Genomic DNA, 18,613 nt, shown 5'->3' on the forward strand with positions numbered 1-18,613 from the left:
CAGCCACCACCAGCCGCTCACCGTTGGCCGTCCTTCCAGCAGTCGGGGCAGATGTCCCGGCCGCCGGGCCGCTGGTGCCAGCCGTCCAGCTCGTGGGCTGCACGACGGACGTCGGTGACGGTGTGGGCGGCCGGGTAGTGGATGGCGGCGTGACAGCCGGGGCCGTCGCAGGACACCTCGGGGTAGAGGGTGCCGCTCACGGGGCGGCCTCCGGCTCGGTGTACTGGTCGACTGCGCCCCTGAGGACCGCGTAGTAGGCCCCGTCTTCGCGGAGGGCGGCGTAGACGACGCCCCGCATGATCGGGGTGTCCAGCGGGAACGGCTCGGCGTCCCGGTGTCGGCTGCCGAGGACGTAGCCCATGACGGCGGCGTCGCGGACGAGGGACCGCTCGCGGGGTGTGAGTTCGGCGAGCCGGTTGTCGATGTCCTGCTCGCGTTGCCGGGCGCGGGTCTCGAAGTACGTGGCGAGCTGGGCGTCGAGCTCGGGGGTGGGCATCAGTGGGTCTCCTCGTCGGCCATGCGGCGGAGGTCGTTGGCGGCGTCCTTGCGGCCGTTCGCGTAGGGCGAGTTCCGGGGCTCATCGGGCCACTCGGCGAAGAACCGTTCCATGTCGGCGTCGAGCGCGTCGGCGGCTTCCCGAAGGATGGCGGCCCGGTCGGCGGGTTGTGCTTCGGCCGGCTGCCCGACAGCGGCGCGGAGCTCGGCCTGGTGGGCGCAGGCGGCGACGAGCTGGCCGATGAGCTTCTGCCGGGTGACGGGGTCCTTCACGCCGTGGTCCATGGCGTCGTGGAGGGCGTCTACGGCCTCCAAGAGCCTGCGGCCGGGGAGTTGGTCGGTGGGGCAGCCGCAGCTCCAGTTGTGGGTCTCCGGGGTCGGGCAGGCGCGCTCGTCGTGTGCGGGGCACGGTTCGCCGTCGGGGCAGGTGTGTTCGGGGCCGGCCAGGTCGTCGCGGAGTGCGGCGGCCCGCTCGGGGTCGAGCTCCAGCCAGTACGGCTCCCGGTCGGGCCCGGAGAGGCAGACGATGACGGTGTCGTCGTCGCCGTGGAGGACGTCGCCGAGGCCCCAGCGGAGGGGGGTGGGGTCGTCGGCGGTGGTCGGGTCCGGCTGCTCGATCGCGGGCTCGGGCGTGTGTGGGTCGTCGGAGCCGGGCGGCCGGTGGTCCGCGTTCTTCTCGCATCGGCCGCCGCCCTGGAACATCACGGTGCAGCGCCCGACGTGCTCGGTGGTGGGGGTCTGTCCGGCGGCCTGACGGGCGGCGTCCCGGATCCCGGCAACCACCTCCTCCACACGGTCCAGCGGGATGCGGACCGGAACGTTGACGCCGTACTCGCCGCGCGACCAGAATTCGACGAGCGGCTGATCGTTGTGGTCGGCGCCTGGACCGATGGCCAGAACACGGTTCAGGTGGTCGCGGTACTCGAAGGTCACGGGTTGCTCCTGGTGTGGTCGTAGGCTGGGCCGAGGCCCGCCCGCGCTGCCTGCGGGCGGGCTGTTGTGCGTCACGAGGCGGGGTCAGGCGGCATCGAACGTGAGCTGCTCGTCGGGTAGATGAACATCGACGACAGGGCGCCGCTCGACCGAGCACTGAACAGGCACCACAGGCGCGGCCCTCACGGGCTCCGGTACGGCCACCACGCCGAAGTCACAGACCGCGACTTCGACCCGCGGGGAGACGCCGCGCCACTTGTCCCTGTACATCGAGGTGTCGAATCCGGCGCCCGGGCCGAGGCGGATGCCTGTCTCTTCCTCGAACCGGGCGCACTCGCGGTCGCGGGCTTCGCGGTAGTAGGGCTCGCCGCTGTACCGGAACGGAGCACTGGGCTGCGGAATGATGAACGCTCCGAAGTCCGCGAGCGTGGCTGCGACGGCGATGACGTGGTACTCGAACCGGCGGCCTTGGAAGTTCGGCGCGTTCCCGTCCCGCGTGATGGTGCCGAACGGCGGGTTGCTGATCGCCGTGTCGAACCGGCCGAGGCCGAGCGTCGGCACGGTCAGGACGTCGGCGCAGATCCAGGTGGCCTCGGGAAGGATCTTCCGGCCGACCTCAACGTAGGCGGGGTTCTTCTCCACGCACACGATCTCGCGCGGGGGCTGGTTGTTCCAGCGGCGGCCCCAATAGTCGCGGCAGGTGTAGGCGAGGCGTCCGATGCCGGCGCACAGGTCGATGATGCGGTCGCCGTGCACTTCGATCGACAGGTCCCGGGCGAGGCCTTCGGGGGTGAAGAACGCACCAGCCAGGTTGTGGGTGGCGGTGGCGGCTTCCTGCCAATTGTCGAGGACGAACTCCTTCTCGGTCTCGGTCAGGTCCCGGTCCAGGGCCACGAGGGCGGCGGCCTTCTCGTGGGCTTTGGCGGCTTCCTTGCTCATGCGGGCCACGGTGGTGGTCCTTTCGTGTGGGTGGGGTGGAACCGGATGGGCGGTCAGGCGGTGCCGTTGATGGCGCGGGCGATGGCGAGGGCGGCGGACCAGGCATTGTGGTCGCGGTCGCTCATGGGCCCGTCGACGGCGCCAGCGGCGAAGCCGCCACAGTCGGCGATCTCGTCTGCGGTCCTCTCCAGCAGCAGGGCCACGCCGAGGCCGATGGCCGGGGAGGCGAAGGCGGCGAGGTAGTCGTCGACCTGCTCGCGGTGTGCGGCCCAGGTCTCGATAAGGACGGTGGGGCGTTCGTGGTTGTCGACGACGACGCGGGACTTGCTGCCGAGGGTGTGGCCGACCTCCCAGCGGGTGCGGTCCTCGTCGTGCGCGGCGGCGGTGGCGAGGGTGCGGAGCTTGTTGGCGGCGGCGCAGATCTCGGCGGTGGTGGTGTCGGGCATTGAGACTCCTCGGTCAGGTCGCTGGCTCAATGAACGTGCGGCCGCCCGCGTGAGTACGGGCGGCCGGCGGGGCCTTTCAGATGCCGGGGATGTCGGCGATCAGGACGGTGGCGTTGTCGGCGTACGGGTCGTCCGGGCGGGCGTCGCGGGAGGTCTTGACGGCGCCGTCGGCGAACCGGCGAGCGACCGTGCGCAGCGTGGCGCCGTCGAGGAGCGGGGCGAGGGCGTGTCCGGCGTCCTCGTACGGTTCGTAGGCGCCGTCGGAGGCGAGGAACAGCCGTGCGGCGCCGGGCTGGAGGGTGTGGGTCTCGATGGCGGGATGGTTGACGGCGGCCATGGCCTCGTCGTCGGTGTACGTCGCGCCGAGGTAGGACGTGATCCGGTTGCGGCTGCCGCCGGGGAAGTCGTCCCGGGGCGGGAACACTCGGCGGAGGTTGTGGTCGCGGGTGAGGCAAGTGACGGTGCCGCCGGTCAGGGTGTAGGCGCGGGAGTCACCGCACCACGCGATGGTGGTCGGCTGGCCGGAGATGACGACGGCGACGATGGCGGCCGCCGTGCCGAGGTCCTCGCGGTAGTACGGGTCGGCGCGGTCGGGTTCGGCGGCGTACTGGCCGTACACGGCGCGCAGGCCAGCCTCGGCGTTCCCGTGGCGGGCGGCGGCACGGGCCAGGCGCCGTGCGGCGGTGCGGGTCCACTTCTGGATGGTGGGGGTGGAGCCGATTCCGTCGAGGAGTGCGTAGGCGGTGACTCCGTCGGGGGTGGTGTGGACGGCGGTGGCGTCGCACTGGTGGCTGCGGTCGCCGAGGTTCTGGGCGGTGGCGTACGGGCGCATGAGTGTGCCTTCCGGCGTGGTGGGTGGGGCCGCGCGCCTCGGGAAGGGGGTGTCGGGGCGCGCGGCCGGTGTGGGCGGCACTCGGCGGAGTCCGGCGTCGGGGCACGGAGGGGGGGCCGTGCGGCCGGTGTCCGGGTGCCTGCCCCGGGGGCGCCCTCCCCCGTGGGGGTTGGGGAGGGCGGGGCGGCCCCCTGGGGGGTGGGGGCCGCGTCTAGGGGGTTAGTAGGCGTAGTCGTCGCTGGGGTCCGACGGGCTGCCCTGGACCTGGAGGCTCAGGCAGTTCTCGTCGTGTCCGCACTCGTTGCAGCAGGTTCCGCAGTCGCAGTTCGCCATCGTGGTTTCCCCTTCCGTCACCGGGGTGTTGGCCCCGTGTGGGTCGTTGTCGGCTCTGCCACTCTAACCCATAACCCATTGCGCGCGCAATGGGTTATGGCGGGGTTCCCGCGACACGACGAAGGGGCCCGGCCCCACCCGGGACCAGACCCCTCCACCAACACCCCGCATCAGAAAGGAGGTTCGACGTCCCCTCCCCCACCCCACGACCCGCCGCCCTGACCGCCGCCGTGCGTACCCGGAGTCGACGACGACCACGGATCCCCCGCCGACGCCGCACCCTGCTCCCTACGGGCATCCTCGTACGCGCCCTGGCCCCGCCCGCTGGCCTTCGTCACCTTCGCCGTCGCCGACTTCAACGACGGACCCACCTCGAGAACGTCCAGCTCGTACACGGTCCGCTTCACACCCTCACGGTCCTCGTACGACCGCTGCTTCAACTGGCCCTGCACGATCACCCGCATCCCGCGCTGCAGGGACTCCGCGACGTTCTCCGCCAACTGCCGCCACACCGAACACGACAGGAACAGCCCCTCGCCGTCCTTCCACTCGTTCGCCGTCTTGTCGAACACACGGGGGGTCGACGCGATCCGGAACTTCGCCACCGCCACACCCTGCGCGGTGAACCGCAACTCCGGGTCGTCCACCAGGTTCCCCACGATCGTGATCACGGTCTCGCCTGCCATCAGGCTGCACTCTCCATCTCGTCACGACGCAGCCTCGGCTGCTGTACGTACACGCGCCGCTGCGGCGCGCGGTGGCCCTCCTTGCGGGCCTTGTCCTTGATGCGTTCCCACGCCCGACTGACCGCGTCAGCGGACATCTCCAGCTCTGCCCCGATCTCCTCCGGGGTCTTCGACGTCCACTCCATGAGGTGCGCAATCGCGTCACGCCGCCCGGCCGCATCCAGGACGACGGACTCCCCCATCAGGAACCGGACGACAGCCTGCTCTCCACCGACGGGCACCGGAGCCGGCGCGTCGGTGATGGCAACCGCCCGCGGGTCGTCGATCGTGTCGTCGTCCCACGACAGCGGCCCCGCACTCCCGGCAGCCGCGGCCGCACGGCGGGTCCTGTCGGCCACCCAGGCCAACACCCCGTGGTCCTCAGGCCTCTGGTCCCACAGCTCGTCGTAGGCCCGCATCACGCTCCGCGCCACCTGGGCCGTGATGCGGTCGGCCCGCAAGGCACGGCTGAAGCTTGCCTTGGGCATTCCCACCCGCTGACCGATGAACAGCCGGCCGAACCCGAGGGTCTCCAGCGCCTCTACCCGCCGATGCGTCCCTGTCGGATCGATACGCGCGGCGTCGGGGAAGTCGCTGATCTTCGGCCAGAACGCGAGGACAGCCTCGCCGGTCTCCCGACGAACCCGGTCGCCGAGCTCGTGGCGATCGTCGCCGTACATCAGGTAGTCCAGACCATCGCGCCCCAAGCCGAGGCGGACCGCGAGGGGCCTGATCGGCATCCCCGCTTCCTGGATACGCCGCACGTGCGCCCGTACCGGCCCAGCGGGCATGAACGGCTGCCACGTGCCGGCCTTCTGCTCCGCGCGGCGGCGGGCCTGCCACCGGGCGTGGGCCATCCTGAGGTGGAGCGGCGCTGACGCCTTCATGCCGCCGCCTCCATCTGCTGCTGGCTGTCCTCACGGTCGAACCGCTGCACAGCCGCCCGGACCACGGTGCGGTCCACGTTGAGCCGGGCTGCCATGGTCCGCTGGGGGACGTTCTGCGCGCGCCAGGCCTGGATCTGGTCGCGAGCCTCCAGGCACCGGTCCATCGCTCCGCCCGGGCCGCGTGGGGTCACCGGTGCCAGCCCCCAGCGTTCCTCCTGCGTCAGCCCGCCCAGGACGCCGAACTGCTGGCCGGTCTCCAACGCCCACGAGAGGCACGCTTCCCGGACCGGGCACGGCGCGCACACGGCTTTCGCCACCGCGGCCTGCTGGACGGCCGCCTTGCTGACGCCGACGGGGAAGAACAGCTCGGGGTCCACTTCGCGGCAGGCACCGTAGGCCCTCCAGTCGCCGTTGGGAGCGCTGGAAACGGCCGGAGTTATGGTGCGGCGGGTTCGGGCGGTCATGAGGTCTCTCCGAGGGTGTAGAGGCGGATCACGGCGCCGGGCGCGTCGAGGGCTTCGGGGTGTTCGCCGGGGAAGGTCTTGGTGGCGGTGACGCGGATGATGCGGGAGTCGTCGGCGACGGCCTGGGCGTCGGCGATGCCGTCGAACGTGGAGCGGATGAGCTTGTCGACGTCGCCGGAGTGCCGTGTGGTGGGCCAGGTCCGCTTCCGCTTGGGGGCGGAGGCGGGCTTGAGGACCGTGAACACGATCTCCGCTTCGAGGGGCCCGTCGAGCGGGGGTGTGTGTACGGGGATGTGGCCGATGTATCCGGCGCGGAGGGCGTGTTCGGTGGCCGTGGTGACGAGGGCGCGCCAGGGCTTGACGCGCTTGGACTGTTCGACGAGGACGGCGCTGACGCGTCCGGAGGCGGCGTTGCGGCGGTGGCCGGCGTACTTCTTGCTGCCCTGCGGGGCGGGGCGTCCGTGGACGGTGATGACGAGGCGGAGCTGGCGTTCGGTGTCGGGGGTGGTGGTCACGGTGCAGGGCTCCTAGGCGCTGGCGGTGAGGCGGCGGTGGACGCGGTCCGGTACGGGGGTGTCGCGGCGTTCGCATTCCTCGGTGAGGTAGCGGGTCCATTCGGGGCCGTGGGCGTCGATGAGGCGTTTGACGGCTGCTTCTCCGGCGAGGCGGCGGCGTTCCTTGTGGTCGGCCTTGTCGGCGGCTGCGGTGTCGCGTTCCGTGCGGGTGACGGGCTCGAGGTGGGTGTTGGCGCGGTGCTGCTGGCATTCGTCGCGCCTGGTGTGGAGGGCGGCGCGGTAGGCCTCGGTGCGGCGGCGCTGGTCGTGGGCGGTGAGGCTGGTGTCCTTGCGGATGTCGGCGATCTGCTTGCTGGCGTCGTTGATGAGCTGGTTGAGGATGCGCTCCCACCGCTTGAGGTTGGTGTGGTGGCGGAGTGCGAGCCGGTCGGGGGTGGCGGCCTTCCCGGTGGCGTCTTCGACGACGATGGTGCGGAACGCGATGTCGGGCAGGGCGCGGACGTACTGGACGCGGTGGGGGTCGGTGTCGGCGAGGTCGAGGGGCTCGAGCGGCGGGGTCTTGCTGTTGTGCCACCAGCTGCAGGGGCAGGGGTACGGGTAGAGGACGGTGCCGACGCCTATGCGGGACTGGCGGGCGCCTGCTTCGGCTCCGGTCTGGGTGGCGTAGCGGCGCTTCTCGGGGGTGGGGCATTCCGGGGTCACTGGTCCCCCTTGGGGTGGGTGGCGGGTTCGGGGAGGCCGAGAGAGTGTGCGAGGGCGGCCCGGGCGGTGAGGTCGTAGGCGGGGTTGTGAATCCAGCCGGTCACGAGAGCGAGTCGGGCGCGAAGTTGTTGCACTTCGTCCTCGGACGTGCGGAGCGCGCCGGCGAGGTCAGCCATGGCGGCGCTCCTCGTGGAGGGCGTGGAGGGCTGCGGTCTGTTCGGGGACGATCCGCTGGGCTTCGGCGAGGGCCTGGCCGCGGTCGGCCCACCGGTAGGTGTCGGAGGCGGCGAGGGCGGTGCGGTGTTCCCAGCGGGTGCCGGTCCATACCTCGCTGTCGCGGACGATGGCCGAGCCGTCTCCGTGGCCGTCGAGGCGTTTCTCGACGAGGAGGTCGGCGAACGGACCGTAGGGGGTGCCCGGGCAGGGGATGCGGAAGACGGCGGCGAGGTCGAGCTCGGCGGCCAGCTGGCGGACGTAGTCGTGGTGGCTCATGGGTCAGGCCTGGGCCTTGGCGCGGATCCGGCGTACGTCGTCGCGCATGCGGTCGGCGTCTTCGTCGTGCTGGCCGTGGAGTTCGGTGTCGATGGCGTCGCACTCGGCGAGGACGGCGGCGAGGCGGGCTTCGGCGAGCTGCCGGAACTCGTGGGGGGTGGGGCGGGTGCGGTGCTGGATGGTGACGGTGTAGGAGTTCATGGGGTTGGTGCCGTCGCGGAGGTCCATGGAGATGGACGGGGCGCTCATCTCGGTCTCGAGGTAGTTCTCGGCGCCGTAGCCGTCGAGGACGCCGCGCATGGACGCGACGAAGATCTTCAGGATTTCGGTGGCGGGCTCGAGTTCGAGGGTGGCGACGCCGTCCTTGATGGTGAGCGCGCGCATCATGGTGCCGTCGGTGAGGATCTCGGCGGCCAGGTCGCCGAGGGCGTCGATGGCGTGCGCGGCGGCGAGCGCGAAGTCCGGGGTGCGGGGTGCCGCCGGCCAGGTGCGGGCCTTCCACTCCTGGTGGGAGTCGCGGAGGCGGGATTCGATCGCGGTCTGGGCCTGCTGGCGGCGGGCGGCGCGCTGGGCTTCGGTGAGTTCAGCCATGGGGGTGCTCCTGCGGCTCGTCGTCGGCGGTGCGGCCGGCGAGGGCGTCGGCGAGGGTCCGTACGGCGGGGGTGCTGTGGGCGGTGGTGCAGTCGCTCGCGGCGAGGCGTGCGGCGTGGAGGGTGGCCGTGTCGGTGACGGTGGCGGCGTGGTGGGCGCCGTTGGGGCACGGGGTCCAGGCGGTGAACTGGGTGTGGTGGCCGCCTTCGTGGACGAGGAGCGTCTGGTCGGCGAGGCGGGCGTAGGCGGTGGTTCCGGTGGCGTGCCAGGCGAGGACGGGTATGGGGAGCCGGGCCATGGCGGAGGCGAGGGCGGCGCGGGCTTCGGCGAGCTGGGCGGCGTTCGGGGGGCCGACGATGCGGCGGACGGGCAGGGGGTGCCGGAGGTCGACGAGGGTGAGACGGGGCGCCGTCTTGGGGGCGGGCGTGGTGGGCTTGGTGCGGCGGCGGGCGCGGGTCTTGGTGCTCATGACGGGTCTCCGTCCGGAGGGTCCTGGGGTGGGGTGTTGCGGGTGCCGTAGCCGTGCTGGGAGAGGACGACCATGGCGGTGGCGATGAGGCCGAGTGCGGAGGCGATGACGGCGGGCCAGCTCAACTAGCGCTCCACGGTGCGGATGCGACGGATCTCGAGGTCGCCCTGCTCACCGCCGAGCAGGTTGGTGCCGACCTGGCTGAGGTGCTGGGCGCATGCCTGGAACGGCTCGCCGCCCTCGCCCGGCTCGCGGAGCTGCCAGACAGCGTGCTGGGGGCAGTTACGGGTGCCGTCGCGGTTGGTGCCGTCGCAATCCCGGTCGGTGCGCCCCAGCGCGGTCGGCGTCTCGTCCAGGTCGTCGTCGTCCATGACGCCGGGCGGGTCGATCAGAACGCAGCCGAGGGCTTCGCGGTGCTCTGTGTCGAGGGTGAGCTGGTAGGGGTTGCCCTGGGCGTCGACGAAGTCGGCTGTCAGGTCCTTGGTGGACCAGATGAAGGCGGTCAACCCGGTCCATGTGATGGGGGTTGGTGTCGTCATCGCCGGGCCGCCTTCACGTCGGTGTGGGCGAGCTCGGTCTCGGCGGCGGCGACCATGGCGCGCTCCATGCGGACCTCGGTGACGCGGTCGCAGTAGCCGAGGGCGCGCAGGAGGTGGCCGTGCTCGACGTACTGGGCGGCGATGGCGATGAGTTGGTCGAGGGTTCGGGTGTGGGAGTCGTCGTAGGCGTCGGCGCGGCCGGCGGCGTACTGGGGGTCGTGGCGGAATCCGCCGGGGGCGGTGGTGAGGGTCAGCTCGCTCATGGCGTGGGCTCCCTGGTCGAGGGGCGGGGCCCGGGGTGGGCCCCGCCGGGGTCGTGGGTCAGGCGGCGCGCTGGGCGGGGATGGTGCCGGTGGTGTCGGCGGCGCGTGCGGCGCGCTCGAGGAGGCCGATGACGTCTGAGGTGTTGGGGCGGCGGTGGCCGAGGTGCGGGTCCGGCGACGCGAGCCATCCGGCGAGGTGCTCGATGATGTCCTCGCCCGTGCCGGAGTCGGGCGATTCGGTGGGCAGGATGTGGGAGATCCAGCGCAGGGCGTCCATGACGGGGGCGTTGGTCTCGATGAGGATGCGGGCGTAGGTGGGGTCGTTGAGGAAGGCGTTGGGGGTCTTGCCGGTGACGGCGCGGAACACGGCGCCGGGGATGTCGAGGCGTCCCTGGGGGTCGGCGAAGTGGGGGTGGGCGGCGTCGACGAGGCCGAAGTGGTTCACGATCTGCTGGGTGGTGCGGAGGATGAGGCCGGTCTCGGACATGGGGTCTCCCGGTGGGTGCGCGGGGTGGTCTGGGGTGTGCTTGGTCCGGTCCGGCCGCGAGGGATGGGGTGCGTCGACCTCGCGGCCGGGCCGGTGGCGTGAGGGGGCCTAGTCCTCGATGGGGGCGGCGTGGTCGTCGGTGCAGTCCGTGCACTGGAGGAGCGGGAGTCCGTAGGTGCTGGTCTCGACGACGGTGAGGCCGGGGGCGGCGGGGTCGAAGATGGCGCCGCAGGGGCAGCTCGGGCAGGCGCACTTGGCGATCTCGCCGCTGGTGGGGAGGGTGATGGCGGCGGCGAACGCGGCTCCGGCGATGGCCTGGTTGTAGGCGTCGGCGGTGACGGCGTTGTCGGCGATCTCCATGAAGCGGTCGAAGGTGTCCTGCTGGAGGGGGGTGAGCCGGTCGTAGTGGGTGAGCGGCTGGGTGTTTCGGGCAGGGCTGATCACGCTCATGGCGGGGCTCCTGGACTCGTACGTCTCACCGGCCCCGGGATGGGGGTTGGTGCGTTGTCGGCTCCACCACCATAAGCCATATCCCATTGCGCGCGCAATAGGTTATGCGGAGTGTGGCACAAGAAAGCCCCGCTCCCGGGGAGGGGAACGGGGCTGACGGTCAGGAGGGGTGAGCGGTAGTCAGGGGACGGTGCCCTGGTTGACCCAGTCGCCGTGGGCGACCAGGAGTTCCGAGAAGGAGACGTACACGATGCCGGCGTACTTGGCGGCGGTGAGCTGCCGCTCCTGTACCCATCGCCTCATGGTGGACTCGGAGACCTTGTAGTCGGTCTCGGCGAACAGCCTGCGAGCCTCCTTGTAGGTCACCAGGTCCTGGTCGAGCGGGTAGGGCTGGATGGTGCTGACGGCCACGGTGGGGCTCCCGGGTCTCGGCGGCCGTCGTTCGCAGCTCCGGCGGCCGATGTGCGGGTGTGGTGCGGGTGCTGACAGCCCGACTGCTGCTGCCATGTGATGAAGGTGCGGTCGATGGTTGGACCGTTGAACCTAGCGTCAGGTTGCACGGCGTGCGGAAGTTTCCTTCCGCGTGATGTGGTCCTCGGCGAGCTGGGCCAGGGTCCAGGCGTGGGCGATGCCGTCGTCGTCGGCGCAGAAACGGTTCACGCACACGGCTGCTTCGCGGTCGCGCCGCCAGAACAGGCCCCAAGTGCCGCAGCTGGGGCAGGCGTGGCGGCGTACGGTCTTGAAGTCGCCCATGACGATGGCGTGCTCGAGGCCGTGGCGGTAGATCAGGGTGTCTCGGGCCCGTTGCCGCTCGGGGGCGAGGTGGGCGGTCTGCTCGACCATCCAGCTGTAGACCTGGTCGGCTTCCCTGGGGCGGGCGCCGGCCTCGGGAGCGGCGGCCCGCGTGTGTTCGGTGGCCTCGTCGACCGCCGCGCGAATGTGGTCGTAGACCTCGGCCCGGATCGGCATCGCGGGCTCGGTGGCCGTGGCGGTGCGCTCGTGGTGCCGTCCGCGTCCGGGCTGGAGGAACTCGGTCTGCAGCAGTCTCAGGCGGGCTGCTGGTGTGTAGTCGTCCCCGGTGCTCATGTGTCCCCGTCCGCCGTGCGGCCCCGTGGGGCGCGGGTGCGTGACGGTGGGGCCAGGGACGCGCGCCGGGGGCCGGAGTCTGTCACTCCGGGTGAATCCGGACGCCCCATCGTGGCATAGATGTGGCTGGAGTTGAACGCTGTGTGCGTGTTGATCTACGGTCCGCGACAGAGCGTGTCGGGGGTTCTCCCGATTCACACCCAATGTCACTGGCATATGTCAGACAAGCTCGGGGGCTTGCCGCATCTCCTCGAGCATCACCCGCAGCGCCTGGTACTCCGACTCCCCCACGACGTCGTGGGCGCGGGCCCCGTCGACCATCATCAGGACGGCCTCCAGCGTGGTGCCGAACGTCTCGGCCGTCGACGGGTCGGTGAGGCTCCGGCCGCTGGCGAGGAACATGGACTGCAGCGTGAAGGCCAGCTCCTGCGCCGGCGACCCGTCCGGGACGGCGGCGACCGGGGCCGTGCGGGAGAACCGGTGGGCGAGGTGAATCACGGAACCGTCGCCGCGCTCGGGCGGCGTGGGGGCGTGCTCGGCTGAGGGCATCGGGGGCGTCTCCGCTCCGGGCAGTCGGGAAGGGTGCTCAGCCCCGACACTCCCCTTCGAGCCGGGTTCCGAGTCCGGGATGGCTGCCATCCATCCCGTGGTACGTCACTGTGACAGGAAACCGAACGGTATGGGGATCTTGGACCGTTCTTTGTGCCCGTCTCCACAAACTATGCACACGAGTCGTCCACTTCTACGGTGGACCCGAACCCGAAAGCGGGCAAGACCGCACACCCGTGGATATGAGCAGCCCCCGCGACGCGAGGGGACGGAGTTTTGCCGACAACGACCCAGCGCGGGCGGGGGCCCAGAGACCTCACGAGCACGTGCCCGTCAGATGACGGCGATTGTAGTGACCCAGCTCGCCACACGGGTAGGCGCATCCCCCGATCGGTTCTGCCAGAACCGGCCGGCGCGGGCAACAGGCCGAGTCCCCGGCCAGTCGTTCCCAGCCGGGGACCCTCGTGGGTCGGTTCTGGCAGAACCGGTCAGCTCTTGGCCGGGAACCCGAGCCGGTCGGCGATGTCCCCGAAGACCTTCATGGCGTCCGTCTTCGGAGCCCAGATCGGCAGCGGCTCCTGGGCGTCGTAGGCCTCGGCCACGACGACCGCATTCTTGATCTGCGGGAGCAGCTTGTCGCCGTAAATCTCGGCGGCCTCGTCCTGCATGTTGGTGAAGAAGTGGCCCTGGCTGGCGGCCTTGGCGTCGTTGATGCAGTACCAGGTGGGGCGGACGCGGACGTCGTACCGGTCGTAGTCGTCGTTCAGACTCTGGATCTCCTGGGCGAGGGCACGCGCGCCGCGGAGTTCCTTGCGCATGGGCTTCATCATCGTGATGACGTCGGTCGAGGCGACGAGCAGGGACTCGGACAGGCGCCCGTAGGAGGCCGGGGCGTCGATGACGATGAAGTCGTACTTGCCGGGTTCGACCTGCGTCCGGATGACTTCCTGGAGCCAGAACACGGCCAGAGCGTTGTCCGCGCGCACGAGCTCGCCGTCGGCCTGCTTCATCTTGATGTCGCCGCGGACCAGGTCGAGGCCCTTGATGGTCTCGAAGGCGTCGTCCCCATGGCCAGCCGCGACACGGGTGCGGGCGGGCACGGTGACGTCTTCAAGGCGGGCCTTGCCGAGCATCAGGTCGTGGATGGTGAAGACCCCATCGGGGACTGCGTCGCCGTCGTACCCGAACCAGTAGCTCATGTCGCTCTGGAGGTCGGCGTCAAAGATGAGCCCCTTCCAGCCGCGCAGGGCTGCCTCGGTGAAGACGGTGTTGGCGACCGTCGTCTTGCCGACGGAGCCCGCGCGGTTCATCACCAGGAACACCGGGATGTTCAGCTCGGGGGCGTACTTGGGTGGCAGGTACAGGGTCATGAAGGTCTCCGGGGGCGGTGGACGGCACTCAGCCGAGGTGGCGGCTGTCCCAGGGCGTGGGGTCGTAGCCGGCGTCGACGAGGTGCTGAAGGTGCGCGATGTCGCGCGAATCCCAGTTCCTGGCCCGGTTGGAAGCTCGCACTTCCGACTCGGCCAGGGCGACGGCGTAGGCCAGCCGGGACGTCAGCGTAGCGTCCCCTCGGACGAGTACCGCGTCGCGGTAGCTGCTGGCGCTGAACTCCTGTGCGTCGGCATCGGTCTCGGCCATCCAGCGGTGCGCCTTGTCGACGGCTGCTGGGGTGGCCTGCCGCAGCGCAGTCTCGGCGACCCGCACGCTGCGGGCGTCGATCGCGGGGTCGGTGTAGTCACGCAGGAGGGCGACGCAGAACTCGTGTCGCCGCGCGCTGGCGTAGCCGCGGCCGACGCGCTCCTTGTCCTGGGCGGTCAGCTGGTCGGACGGAGCCGCGGCCGTGGATTGAGCGATCGGGGGAACCGGTTCTGTCAGAACCGCCTCCGCGCGGGCGTCCGGCACGACCGGAGGCTCGGCCGGAACCAGTTCGGCATCCTCTTCCGGTTCTGCCAGAACCGCCGTCGCCGTCGAACCCAAGGAGCCTGCCGACACCGTTCCGCTCGCGGACCCCTGGACTGCGGGGGTCTCTTCCCGCGCGGCAGCGGTTCTGGCAGAACCGCTGAGGACGGCGTTGACCGCGTCCGAGGCCTTCAGGGTCCGGTCCTGGCGGAGTAGTTCGTTGGCCTCGAGGAGGAGGTGCAGGTTCTCGCCGTCGAGCGCGGAGTACAGGTTGTAGGCGTTGTCGATCGTCAGGCGCTTGCCCAGCAACGCTTCCTTCGCGTCTTCGGGGAGGTTCAGAAGAGTGATGCGCTTGGTGATGTGGGACTTCGACCGTCCGACCGTCTTCGCGATGTCGCTGTGGCTGACGCCTCGGGCTTCGATGCGGCGGTAGCCCTCGCCCTCCTGGAAGACGCTGAGCGTTTTGCGCTTCAGGTTCTCCTCGAGCATGAGGAGGTCCATGTTCGGGACCTGGTCGTCGCGCACGTCGATGCGGACCTCGTCGAGTCCGACCTGGAGTACGGCCGCGTGGCGGCGGTGGCCGGCGAGGATCACGTACTCGGCGGAGCCGAGCTGCTCGGCGTACGTGGGGTACTCGGCGAGGAACGCGGCTCGCGTGCAGACGACGAGGGCCTGGATGAGGCCGGTCTCGGACCTGACGGATGCGACCATCTGCTGATGGTCCTGCTCGTCTTCCCACAGGTCTCCGTCGCGGAGGTTACGCGGGTTCGCGACGATGCTCTTGGGGTCGGCCTTCCGCGGGGCAGCCGCAGTGCGCAGCGGCACGTCCGTCATCGACGTGTTCCCGGATCCGCCCGCCTTGTTGCGCGGCATCTGTTCCTCCTGTGGTGCTGAGCATTCGCCCTGGACCTTACCGGTTCTGCCAGAACCGGTTGAGAGGCCGCGTCGAGAGGAACTGTGCGATACGCCACGAATGACCTCTATGCCCGGTGTCTTGCCTCTCTCCGGGCGTGCCGGTCGAGCATCTCCCGCTCGACGGCGGCCAGGTAGGCGTCCCGCGCGGCGGCCTGGTCGAGGTGGTCGTGCGTGAAGTACCAGTCGACGGTCGCGCCCCAGCACTCGGACGTCATGGGGTGGTAGTCGGCGTGGAGGAGACAGGCCGCGGGCGGGAAGGCGGCGAACCGAGGTGCGAACGAGGGCGTGGTGAGCGTGCGCAAGGGGGTCTCCGTTCAGGCGGCGGGGGCGCGGTAGCCGTAGCGGTCGCGGCTGCGCATACAGGACTCGGCGACGAGGCGAGCGGCTTCCTCGGCCCAGCCGTCGGCGTCGGTGAGGCCGTCGGGGGCGGGGAAGTGTCCGCCGTACGTCTCGTAGCCCTTCCAGGCGTGGTTGCGGATCGGGATGCCGGTGGGGCAGTCCCAGTCGACGGCCCAGAACGTCTTCCTGCGGCCGCGCGGCCGGCACTGCTGCCACTTCTCCATGCGCACGGTGACGGCGTGCTGGGTGCCGTCGAGGAGGTGGACGGTGGCGGGGGTCTTCTCGGTGCGGTCGAGGACGGTGTTGGTCCGGGGGCCGAGGAGGTAGTGCGCGGGGTTGATGTTGGCGTTCCCGCTCATCCAGCGCGGGTCCTTCGCCCGGTGTTCGTTGCGTCGGGCCCAGAGGGACCACCAGACGCGGCCGTGGTGGAAGGACAGGTCGACGACGCGGGAGTGGAAGCCGGTGGGGTTGAGGCGTCGCTGCAGGAAGGTGCCGAAGCACTCGGTGTGCACGTACAGGGCGCCGAGGGGTCCCAGGCCGATGTGCGCGGACAGCACGTGCTCGCTGCCGGCGTTGCCGACCTTGAATCCGAAGCCGAGTGTGGGGGACCGTCCGATGACGAGTTGGCAGCCGATCGCGCCTTCGGGCCGGGCCGGCCAGGCGCCGGGCTGGCGGATCCCGGCGTCGTGTCCGCGCGCTGCCAGCTGTTTGCGGACGGTCGGCGACATCGGCTGGCCGGGGTTGAAGGGGCCGGTGTAGGGCTGGCCGAGCTGCCAGGTGTCGGCGTCGAGGACGCCTTGGGGTTCGGGCCGGACGCCGCAGCGGTCACAGGCGACCCAGCGCGCACGGTCGCGGGTGCCGTAGTTGGAGTCGTAGCCGTCGACGACAGGCTTGTGGCCGAAGAGCTGGCAGAGCGGGATGAGTCGGGGCAGGCTGTGGGCGAAGTAGCCGCGGTTGACCCAGGTCCGTGGGTCGGGCCGGTCCTTGCTGTAGTCGACGGTGAAGGTGTGCACGGCGCGCTCCCGGGGGCTGGAAGTTGTGTGCTCACGCTCCCGCAGATCCGCGTCGTCATTCCCCCTGCTCGGCTACCGCAGTAAACGGGCGCGGGCCTGGCAGCCGGATATTGCGACGCAATATCCGGGTCAGGCGGTCCTGAATACGGGCTGGGGTTCGCGGCTCTGGCCGTGGTGCTTGTAGCTGAGGGCGGCCTGGACGCTGGCGGCGAGCCGGTCGACGGGCTGGTCCTTGGTGAGGCGATCGAGCTCGGCGAGGTACTCGCTGTGCTCCTCGTCGGGCAGCCGTTTCGCGATGAGCGCGGCGTCCTGGCGGGCGCGCGCCTTCGCGACGGCCCGGGCGAAGGGCGTGTTGGTCTCGGGGGCGGTGTGGTGCTCGCGGTGCACGGCGAGGGCGCGGTGGTAGCCGGGGGAAGCGGACTCCCGGGTCCGGACGGGCTCGTCCTCGGCCCGTGCCACGTCGTCGCGTGCCGTGTCGCGGGTGCGGGGAGCCTCGAGCCGGCCGACGGGAAGGACCCGGATCGATCGGACGGTCTCGGTGTTCAGCTTGTCGTTGATCTGGCGGCAGAGCTGTCCGCCGAGGAGCCGTAGTTGGGCGGCGTACGAGTCGGATCCTGGCCGTAGGTCGAGCCGTCCGCGTTCGGCGTCGAAGGCGACGGCCTGGACGCGGCCTTCGTACTGCGGGCACAGCTCGGCCCACCGGTCGAGGATCCCGCCGCCCTGCACTCCCATGGCCCAGCCCTGTTCGGCGCCCAGGTTCTCGAGGAGGGCGGCGAAGCCGATCGGGTCGCGGCCGCCGTCGCGGGCGGCCCGGCGTTGGACCTTGCTGCGGCGGGCCGGGGCCGGGCCGGTGGGGCGGCTGGCCTTGTAGGCGGCGAGGGCCTGGCGGGCGAGGTCCTGCCCGGAGGCCTTCGGTGGCGGCTCAGACATGGGCGAGGTCCTTCCGTGTGCGCAGGGCCCGGTCGACGAGCCGGTTGGTGTAGAGGCGGCGGGCGTCGCGCTCGCTCATGCCGGTTTCGAGCGCGGCCGTGATGAGCTCCAGGTCGGCCTCGGCTGCCGCCCGCATGTCGATGACCAGGTGGCGGGGCAGGTCCTCGAGGGCCAGCTCGCTGGTGGCATCGACGACCGAGGCCGCGGTGTCGTCGACGAGGGCGGCCTGCATGGCGGCGGTCGCCTCGGCGAAGAGCCGCCGTACGGCCTGCGACGACGGGCCGGGCTGCTCCACCTGCCACTCGACGTGCCGCTCAGCTGTGGCCGTACGGCAGTCCCTCCACGCTTCCACGGCGGCCGCGCGCTTGGCCGGGGTGTCCCACAGCAGGTGCGCGCCCTTCAGCCGGTGCGCGAGCAGCGCCGAAGGCCGGCGGGCGTCCGGGTCGGCGGCCAGGGCGAGGAACGCCCTGACGTCGTCCACGCTCCACCCGGCGTCGGCCACGTGCCGGGCCACCCACGCGATCCGCGGTACGGCAGCGTTGGCCAGCCACGGCACCTGGGAGATCAGCTCACGGGCGAGCTGGTGACGGCGGCCGACGGCGTTGAGTTTCCGGGCCTTCGGCTTCTGCTGCTTGGGGGTGGGGGAGACCTTCTTCCCGCTTGCGAGCTTGCTCTCAGAGGGAACAGGGAGATCACCCGCAGTAGAGACAGCTGAGGTACCGACCTGCATTGGGGTGCAATCCAACCCCGGCGCCCGGCGGGCCTTCGAGGACTTCCGGCGCACCTTCCGGGCGGCCTTCTTCGCGAGCTTCCCGATCAGGGCCCGGCCTTCCTCGGCGATCCCGACCGGCACCCTCGTGTGCGTCGGCGCGGTCTCGTCGCGCTGGACGGTACGGATCCCGAGGGCCTGGTCGAACTCTGCGGGGATGACGCGCTCGTAGACGGACGCGAGCCGGACCCGGCCCGCCGCGCGGGTGCCCTTGGAGCGGTACACGAGCAGTCCGGACTCGCGGAGCATGTCGAGGTGGTACTGCACGGTCCGCTCGGACGCGCCGAGCTTCCGCGCGAGGTAGTCGATGCCCGGCCGGCACTCGGCGAGCGCCGACAGCAGCTGCGCGAGCGCGACCGTCGTCGGCCCCCACTGCGGGCCGTGGCTGCGGGACGGGGTGTAGAGCCCGGAGCCGCCGACCCAGTGCACGGCCTGCATCCACGAGTACGGGTCGGACGCGACCCGCCCGGTCGTCGTGGAGATCCACTGGTGCACCGCAGGGACCTGGAGGTCGGGCAGAGCGGGGCCCTGAGTGCCGGTCTTCTGGCACG

The 18,613-nt window shown here is 71.1% G+C and carries 28 protein-coding genes and 1 pseudogene; all 29 read right to left on the bottom strand.

The window, feature by feature from the left end; genetic code table 11:
- Positions 1 to 17: 17 nt before the first annotated feature.
- The 29 genes and pseudogenes from AB0E14_RS19390 to AB0E14_RS19530 all read right to left on the bottom strand — a co-directional run bounded on the left by AB0E14_RS19390 (position 18) and on the right by AB0E14_RS19530 (position 18,557).
- Entirely contained in the window at positions 18 to 200 is a 183-nt protein-coding gene (locus AB0E14_RS19390; RefSeq protein ID WP_362419029.1) for a hypothetical protein, read from the bottom strand.
- Positions 197 to 496, bottom strand: a complete 300-nt coding sequence (locus AB0E14_RS19395) for a hypothetical protein (protein WP_362419032.1) — start codon at positions 494 to 496, stop codon at positions 197 to 199. Before AB0E14_RS19395 ends, AB0E14_RS19390 begins: the two co-directional genes overlap by 4 nt.
- Positions 496 to 1,428, bottom strand: coding sequence for a hypothetical protein (locus AB0E14_RS19400; RefSeq protein ID WP_362419035.1), 933 nt, complete (start codon positions 1,426 to 1,428; stop codon positions 496 to 498). The genes AB0E14_RS19395 and AB0E14_RS19400 overlap by 1 nt, the downstream gene beginning before the upstream one ends.
- An 84-nt stretch (positions 1,429 to 1,512) precedes the next feature.
- Positions 1,513 to 2,367 carry a methyltransferase gene (locus AB0E14_RS19405; RefSeq protein ID WP_362419039.1) on the bottom strand — a complete coding sequence of 285 codons (855 nt, stop codon included), beginning with the start codon at positions 2,365 to 2,367 and terminating at the stop codon, positions 1,513 to 1,515.
- Between the two features lie 53 nt (positions 2,368 to 2,420).
- Positions 2,421 to 2,813, bottom strand: a complete 393-nt coding sequence (locus AB0E14_RS19410) for a hypothetical protein (protein WP_362419042.1) — start codon at positions 2,811 to 2,813, stop codon at positions 2,421 to 2,423.
- Positions 2,814 to 2,889: 76 nt separating this feature from the next.
- Complete coding sequence (locus AB0E14_RS19415; RefSeq protein ID WP_362419045.1) at positions 2,890 to 3,645, bottom strand: protein phosphatase 2C domain-containing protein; 756 nt, start codon at positions 3,643 to 3,645, stop codon at positions 2,890 to 2,892.
- A 503-nt stretch (positions 3,646 to 4,148) separates the two neighbouring features.
- Complete coding sequence (locus tag AB0E14_RS19420) at positions 4,149 to 4,664, bottom strand: single-stranded DNA-binding protein (RefSeq protein WP_362419048.1); 516 nt, start codon at positions 4,662 to 4,664, stop codon at positions 4,149 to 4,151.
- Positions 4,664 to 5,590: a hypothetical protein gene (locus AB0E14_RS19425; RefSeq protein WP_362419051.1), complete on the bottom strand. Its 927-nt coding sequence runs from the start codon at positions 5,588 to 5,590 to the stop codon at positions 4,664 to 4,666. The genes AB0E14_RS19420 and AB0E14_RS19425 overlap by 1 nt, the downstream gene beginning before the upstream one ends.
- A 206-nt stretch (positions 5,591 to 5,796) precedes the next feature.
- Positions 5,797 to 6,054: pseudogene (locus tag AB0E14_RS19430) on the bottom strand (WhiB family transcriptional regulator); the annotation flags it as partial.
- Positions 6,051 to 6,569, bottom strand: a complete 519-nt coding sequence (locus tag AB0E14_RS19435) for a RusA family crossover junction endodeoxyribonuclease (protein ID WP_362419054.1) — start codon at positions 6,567 to 6,569, stop codon at positions 6,051 to 6,053. The gene AB0E14_RS19435 and the pseudogene AB0E14_RS19430, both read right to left, overlap by 4 nt.
- Before the next feature lie 12 nt (positions 6,570 to 6,581).
- Positions 6,582 to 7,271 carry a hypothetical protein gene (locus tag AB0E14_RS19440; RefSeq protein WP_362419057.1) on the bottom strand — a complete coding sequence of 230 codons (690 nt, stop codon included), beginning with the start codon at positions 7,269 to 7,271 and terminating at the stop codon, positions 6,582 to 6,584.
- On the bottom strand, positions 7,268 to 7,447 hold the full coding sequence (locus AB0E14_RS19445) for a hypothetical protein (protein WP_362419060.1): 180 nt from the start codon (positions 7,445 to 7,447) through the stop codon (positions 7,268 to 7,270). Before AB0E14_RS19445 ends, AB0E14_RS19440 begins: the two co-directional genes overlap by 4 nt.
- A complete protein-coding gene (locus AB0E14_RS19450; protein ID WP_362419063.1) occupies positions 7,440 to 7,763 on the bottom strand; it encodes a hypothetical protein in 324 nt (107 codons plus the stop codon). Before AB0E14_RS19450 ends, AB0E14_RS19445 begins: the two co-directional genes overlap by 8 nt.
- A gap of 3 nt (positions 7,764 to 7,766) precedes the next feature.
- Positions 7,767 to 8,354, bottom strand: coding sequence for a hypothetical protein (locus AB0E14_RS19455; protein ID WP_362419067.1), 588 nt, complete (start codon positions 8,352 to 8,354; stop codon positions 7,767 to 7,769).
- Entirely contained in the window at positions 8,347 to 8,823 is a 477-nt protein-coding gene (locus AB0E14_RS19460; protein WP_362419070.1) for a hypothetical protein, read from the bottom strand. Before AB0E14_RS19460 ends, AB0E14_RS19455 begins: the two co-directional genes overlap by 8 nt.
- Entirely contained in the window at positions 8,820 to 8,948 is a 129-nt protein-coding gene (locus tag AB0E14_RS19465) for a hypothetical protein (RefSeq protein WP_362419073.1), read from the bottom strand. The genes AB0E14_RS19460 and AB0E14_RS19465 overlap by 4 nt, the downstream gene beginning before the upstream one ends.
- Positions 8,949 to 9,362 (bottom strand): hypothetical protein, encoded by a 414-nt coding sequence (locus AB0E14_RS19470; protein WP_362419076.1) that lies wholly within the window; start codon positions 9,360 to 9,362, stop codon positions 8,949 to 8,951.
- A complete protein-coding gene (locus tag AB0E14_RS19475) occupies positions 9,359 to 9,625 on the bottom strand; it encodes a hypothetical protein (protein ID WP_362419079.1) in 267 nt (88 codons plus the stop codon). Before AB0E14_RS19475 ends, AB0E14_RS19470 begins: the two co-directional genes overlap by 4 nt.
- Before the next feature lie 58 nt (positions 9,626 to 9,683).
- Positions 9,684 to 10,112 (bottom strand): hypothetical protein, encoded by a 429-nt coding sequence (locus AB0E14_RS19480; RefSeq protein WP_362419082.1) that lies wholly within the window; start codon positions 10,110 to 10,112, stop codon positions 9,684 to 9,686.
- Positions 10,113 to 10,220: 108 nt separating this feature from the next.
- Positions 10,221 to 10,562 carry a hypothetical protein gene (locus AB0E14_RS19485; RefSeq protein ID WP_362419085.1) on the bottom strand — a complete coding sequence of 114 codons (342 nt, stop codon included), beginning with the start codon at positions 10,560 to 10,562 and terminating at the stop codon, positions 10,221 to 10,223.
- A gap of 180 nt (positions 10,563 to 10,742) precedes the next feature.
- Positions 10,743 to 10,973 carry a hypothetical protein gene (locus AB0E14_RS19490; RefSeq protein WP_362419088.1) on the bottom strand — a complete coding sequence of 77 codons (231 nt, stop codon included), beginning with the start codon at positions 10,971 to 10,973 and terminating at the stop codon, positions 10,743 to 10,745.
- Between the two features lie 138 nt (positions 10,974 to 11,111).
- Complete coding sequence (locus AB0E14_RS19495; protein WP_362419091.1) at positions 11,112 to 11,648, bottom strand: hypothetical protein; 537 nt, start codon at positions 11,646 to 11,648, stop codon at positions 11,112 to 11,114.
- A gap of 219 nt (positions 11,649 to 11,867) precedes the next feature.
- Complete coding sequence (locus AB0E14_RS19500; protein ID WP_362419094.1) at positions 11,868 to 12,197, bottom strand: hypothetical protein; 330 nt, start codon at positions 12,195 to 12,197, stop codon at positions 11,868 to 11,870.
- Between the two features lie 488 nt (positions 12,198 to 12,685).
- Positions 12,686 to 13,567, bottom strand: coding sequence for a ParA family protein (locus tag AB0E14_RS19505; protein WP_362419097.1), 882 nt, complete (start codon positions 13,565 to 13,567; stop codon positions 12,686 to 12,688).
- 28 nt (positions 13,568 to 13,595) lie between these two features.
- Complete coding sequence (locus tag AB0E14_RS19510; RefSeq protein WP_362419100.1) at positions 13,596 to 14,969, bottom strand: ParB/RepB/Spo0J family partition protein; 1,374 nt, start codon at positions 14,967 to 14,969, stop codon at positions 13,596 to 13,598.
- Positions 14,970 to 15,076: 107 nt separating this feature from the next.
- Entirely contained in the window at positions 15,077 to 15,313 is a 237-nt protein-coding gene (locus AB0E14_RS19515; protein ID WP_362419103.1) for a hypothetical protein, read from the bottom strand.
- 12 nt (positions 15,314 to 15,325) lie between these two features.
- Positions 15,326 to 16,363, bottom strand: coding sequence for a hypothetical protein (locus AB0E14_RS19520; protein ID WP_362419106.1), 1,038 nt, complete (start codon positions 16,361 to 16,363; stop codon positions 15,326 to 15,328).
- A gap of 129 nt (positions 16,364 to 16,492) precedes the next feature.
- On the bottom strand, positions 16,493 to 17,293 hold the full coding sequence (locus tag AB0E14_RS19525; RefSeq protein ID WP_362419109.1) for a DciA family protein: 801 nt from the start codon (positions 17,291 to 17,293) through the stop codon (positions 16,493 to 16,495).
- Positions 17,286 to 18,557: a helix-turn-helix domain-containing protein gene (locus AB0E14_RS19530; protein WP_362419112.1), complete on the bottom strand. Its 1,272-nt coding sequence runs from the start codon at positions 18,555 to 18,557 to the stop codon at positions 17,286 to 17,288. The genes AB0E14_RS19525 and AB0E14_RS19530 overlap by 8 nt, the downstream gene beginning before the upstream one ends.
- Between the last annotated feature and the right edge of the window lie 56 nt (positions 18,558 to 18,613).

This window comes from Streptomyces sp. NPDC047981 (assembly GCF_040653315.1).
Lineage (GTDB): Bacteria > Actinomycetota > Actinomycetes > Streptomycetales > Streptomycetaceae > Streptomyces.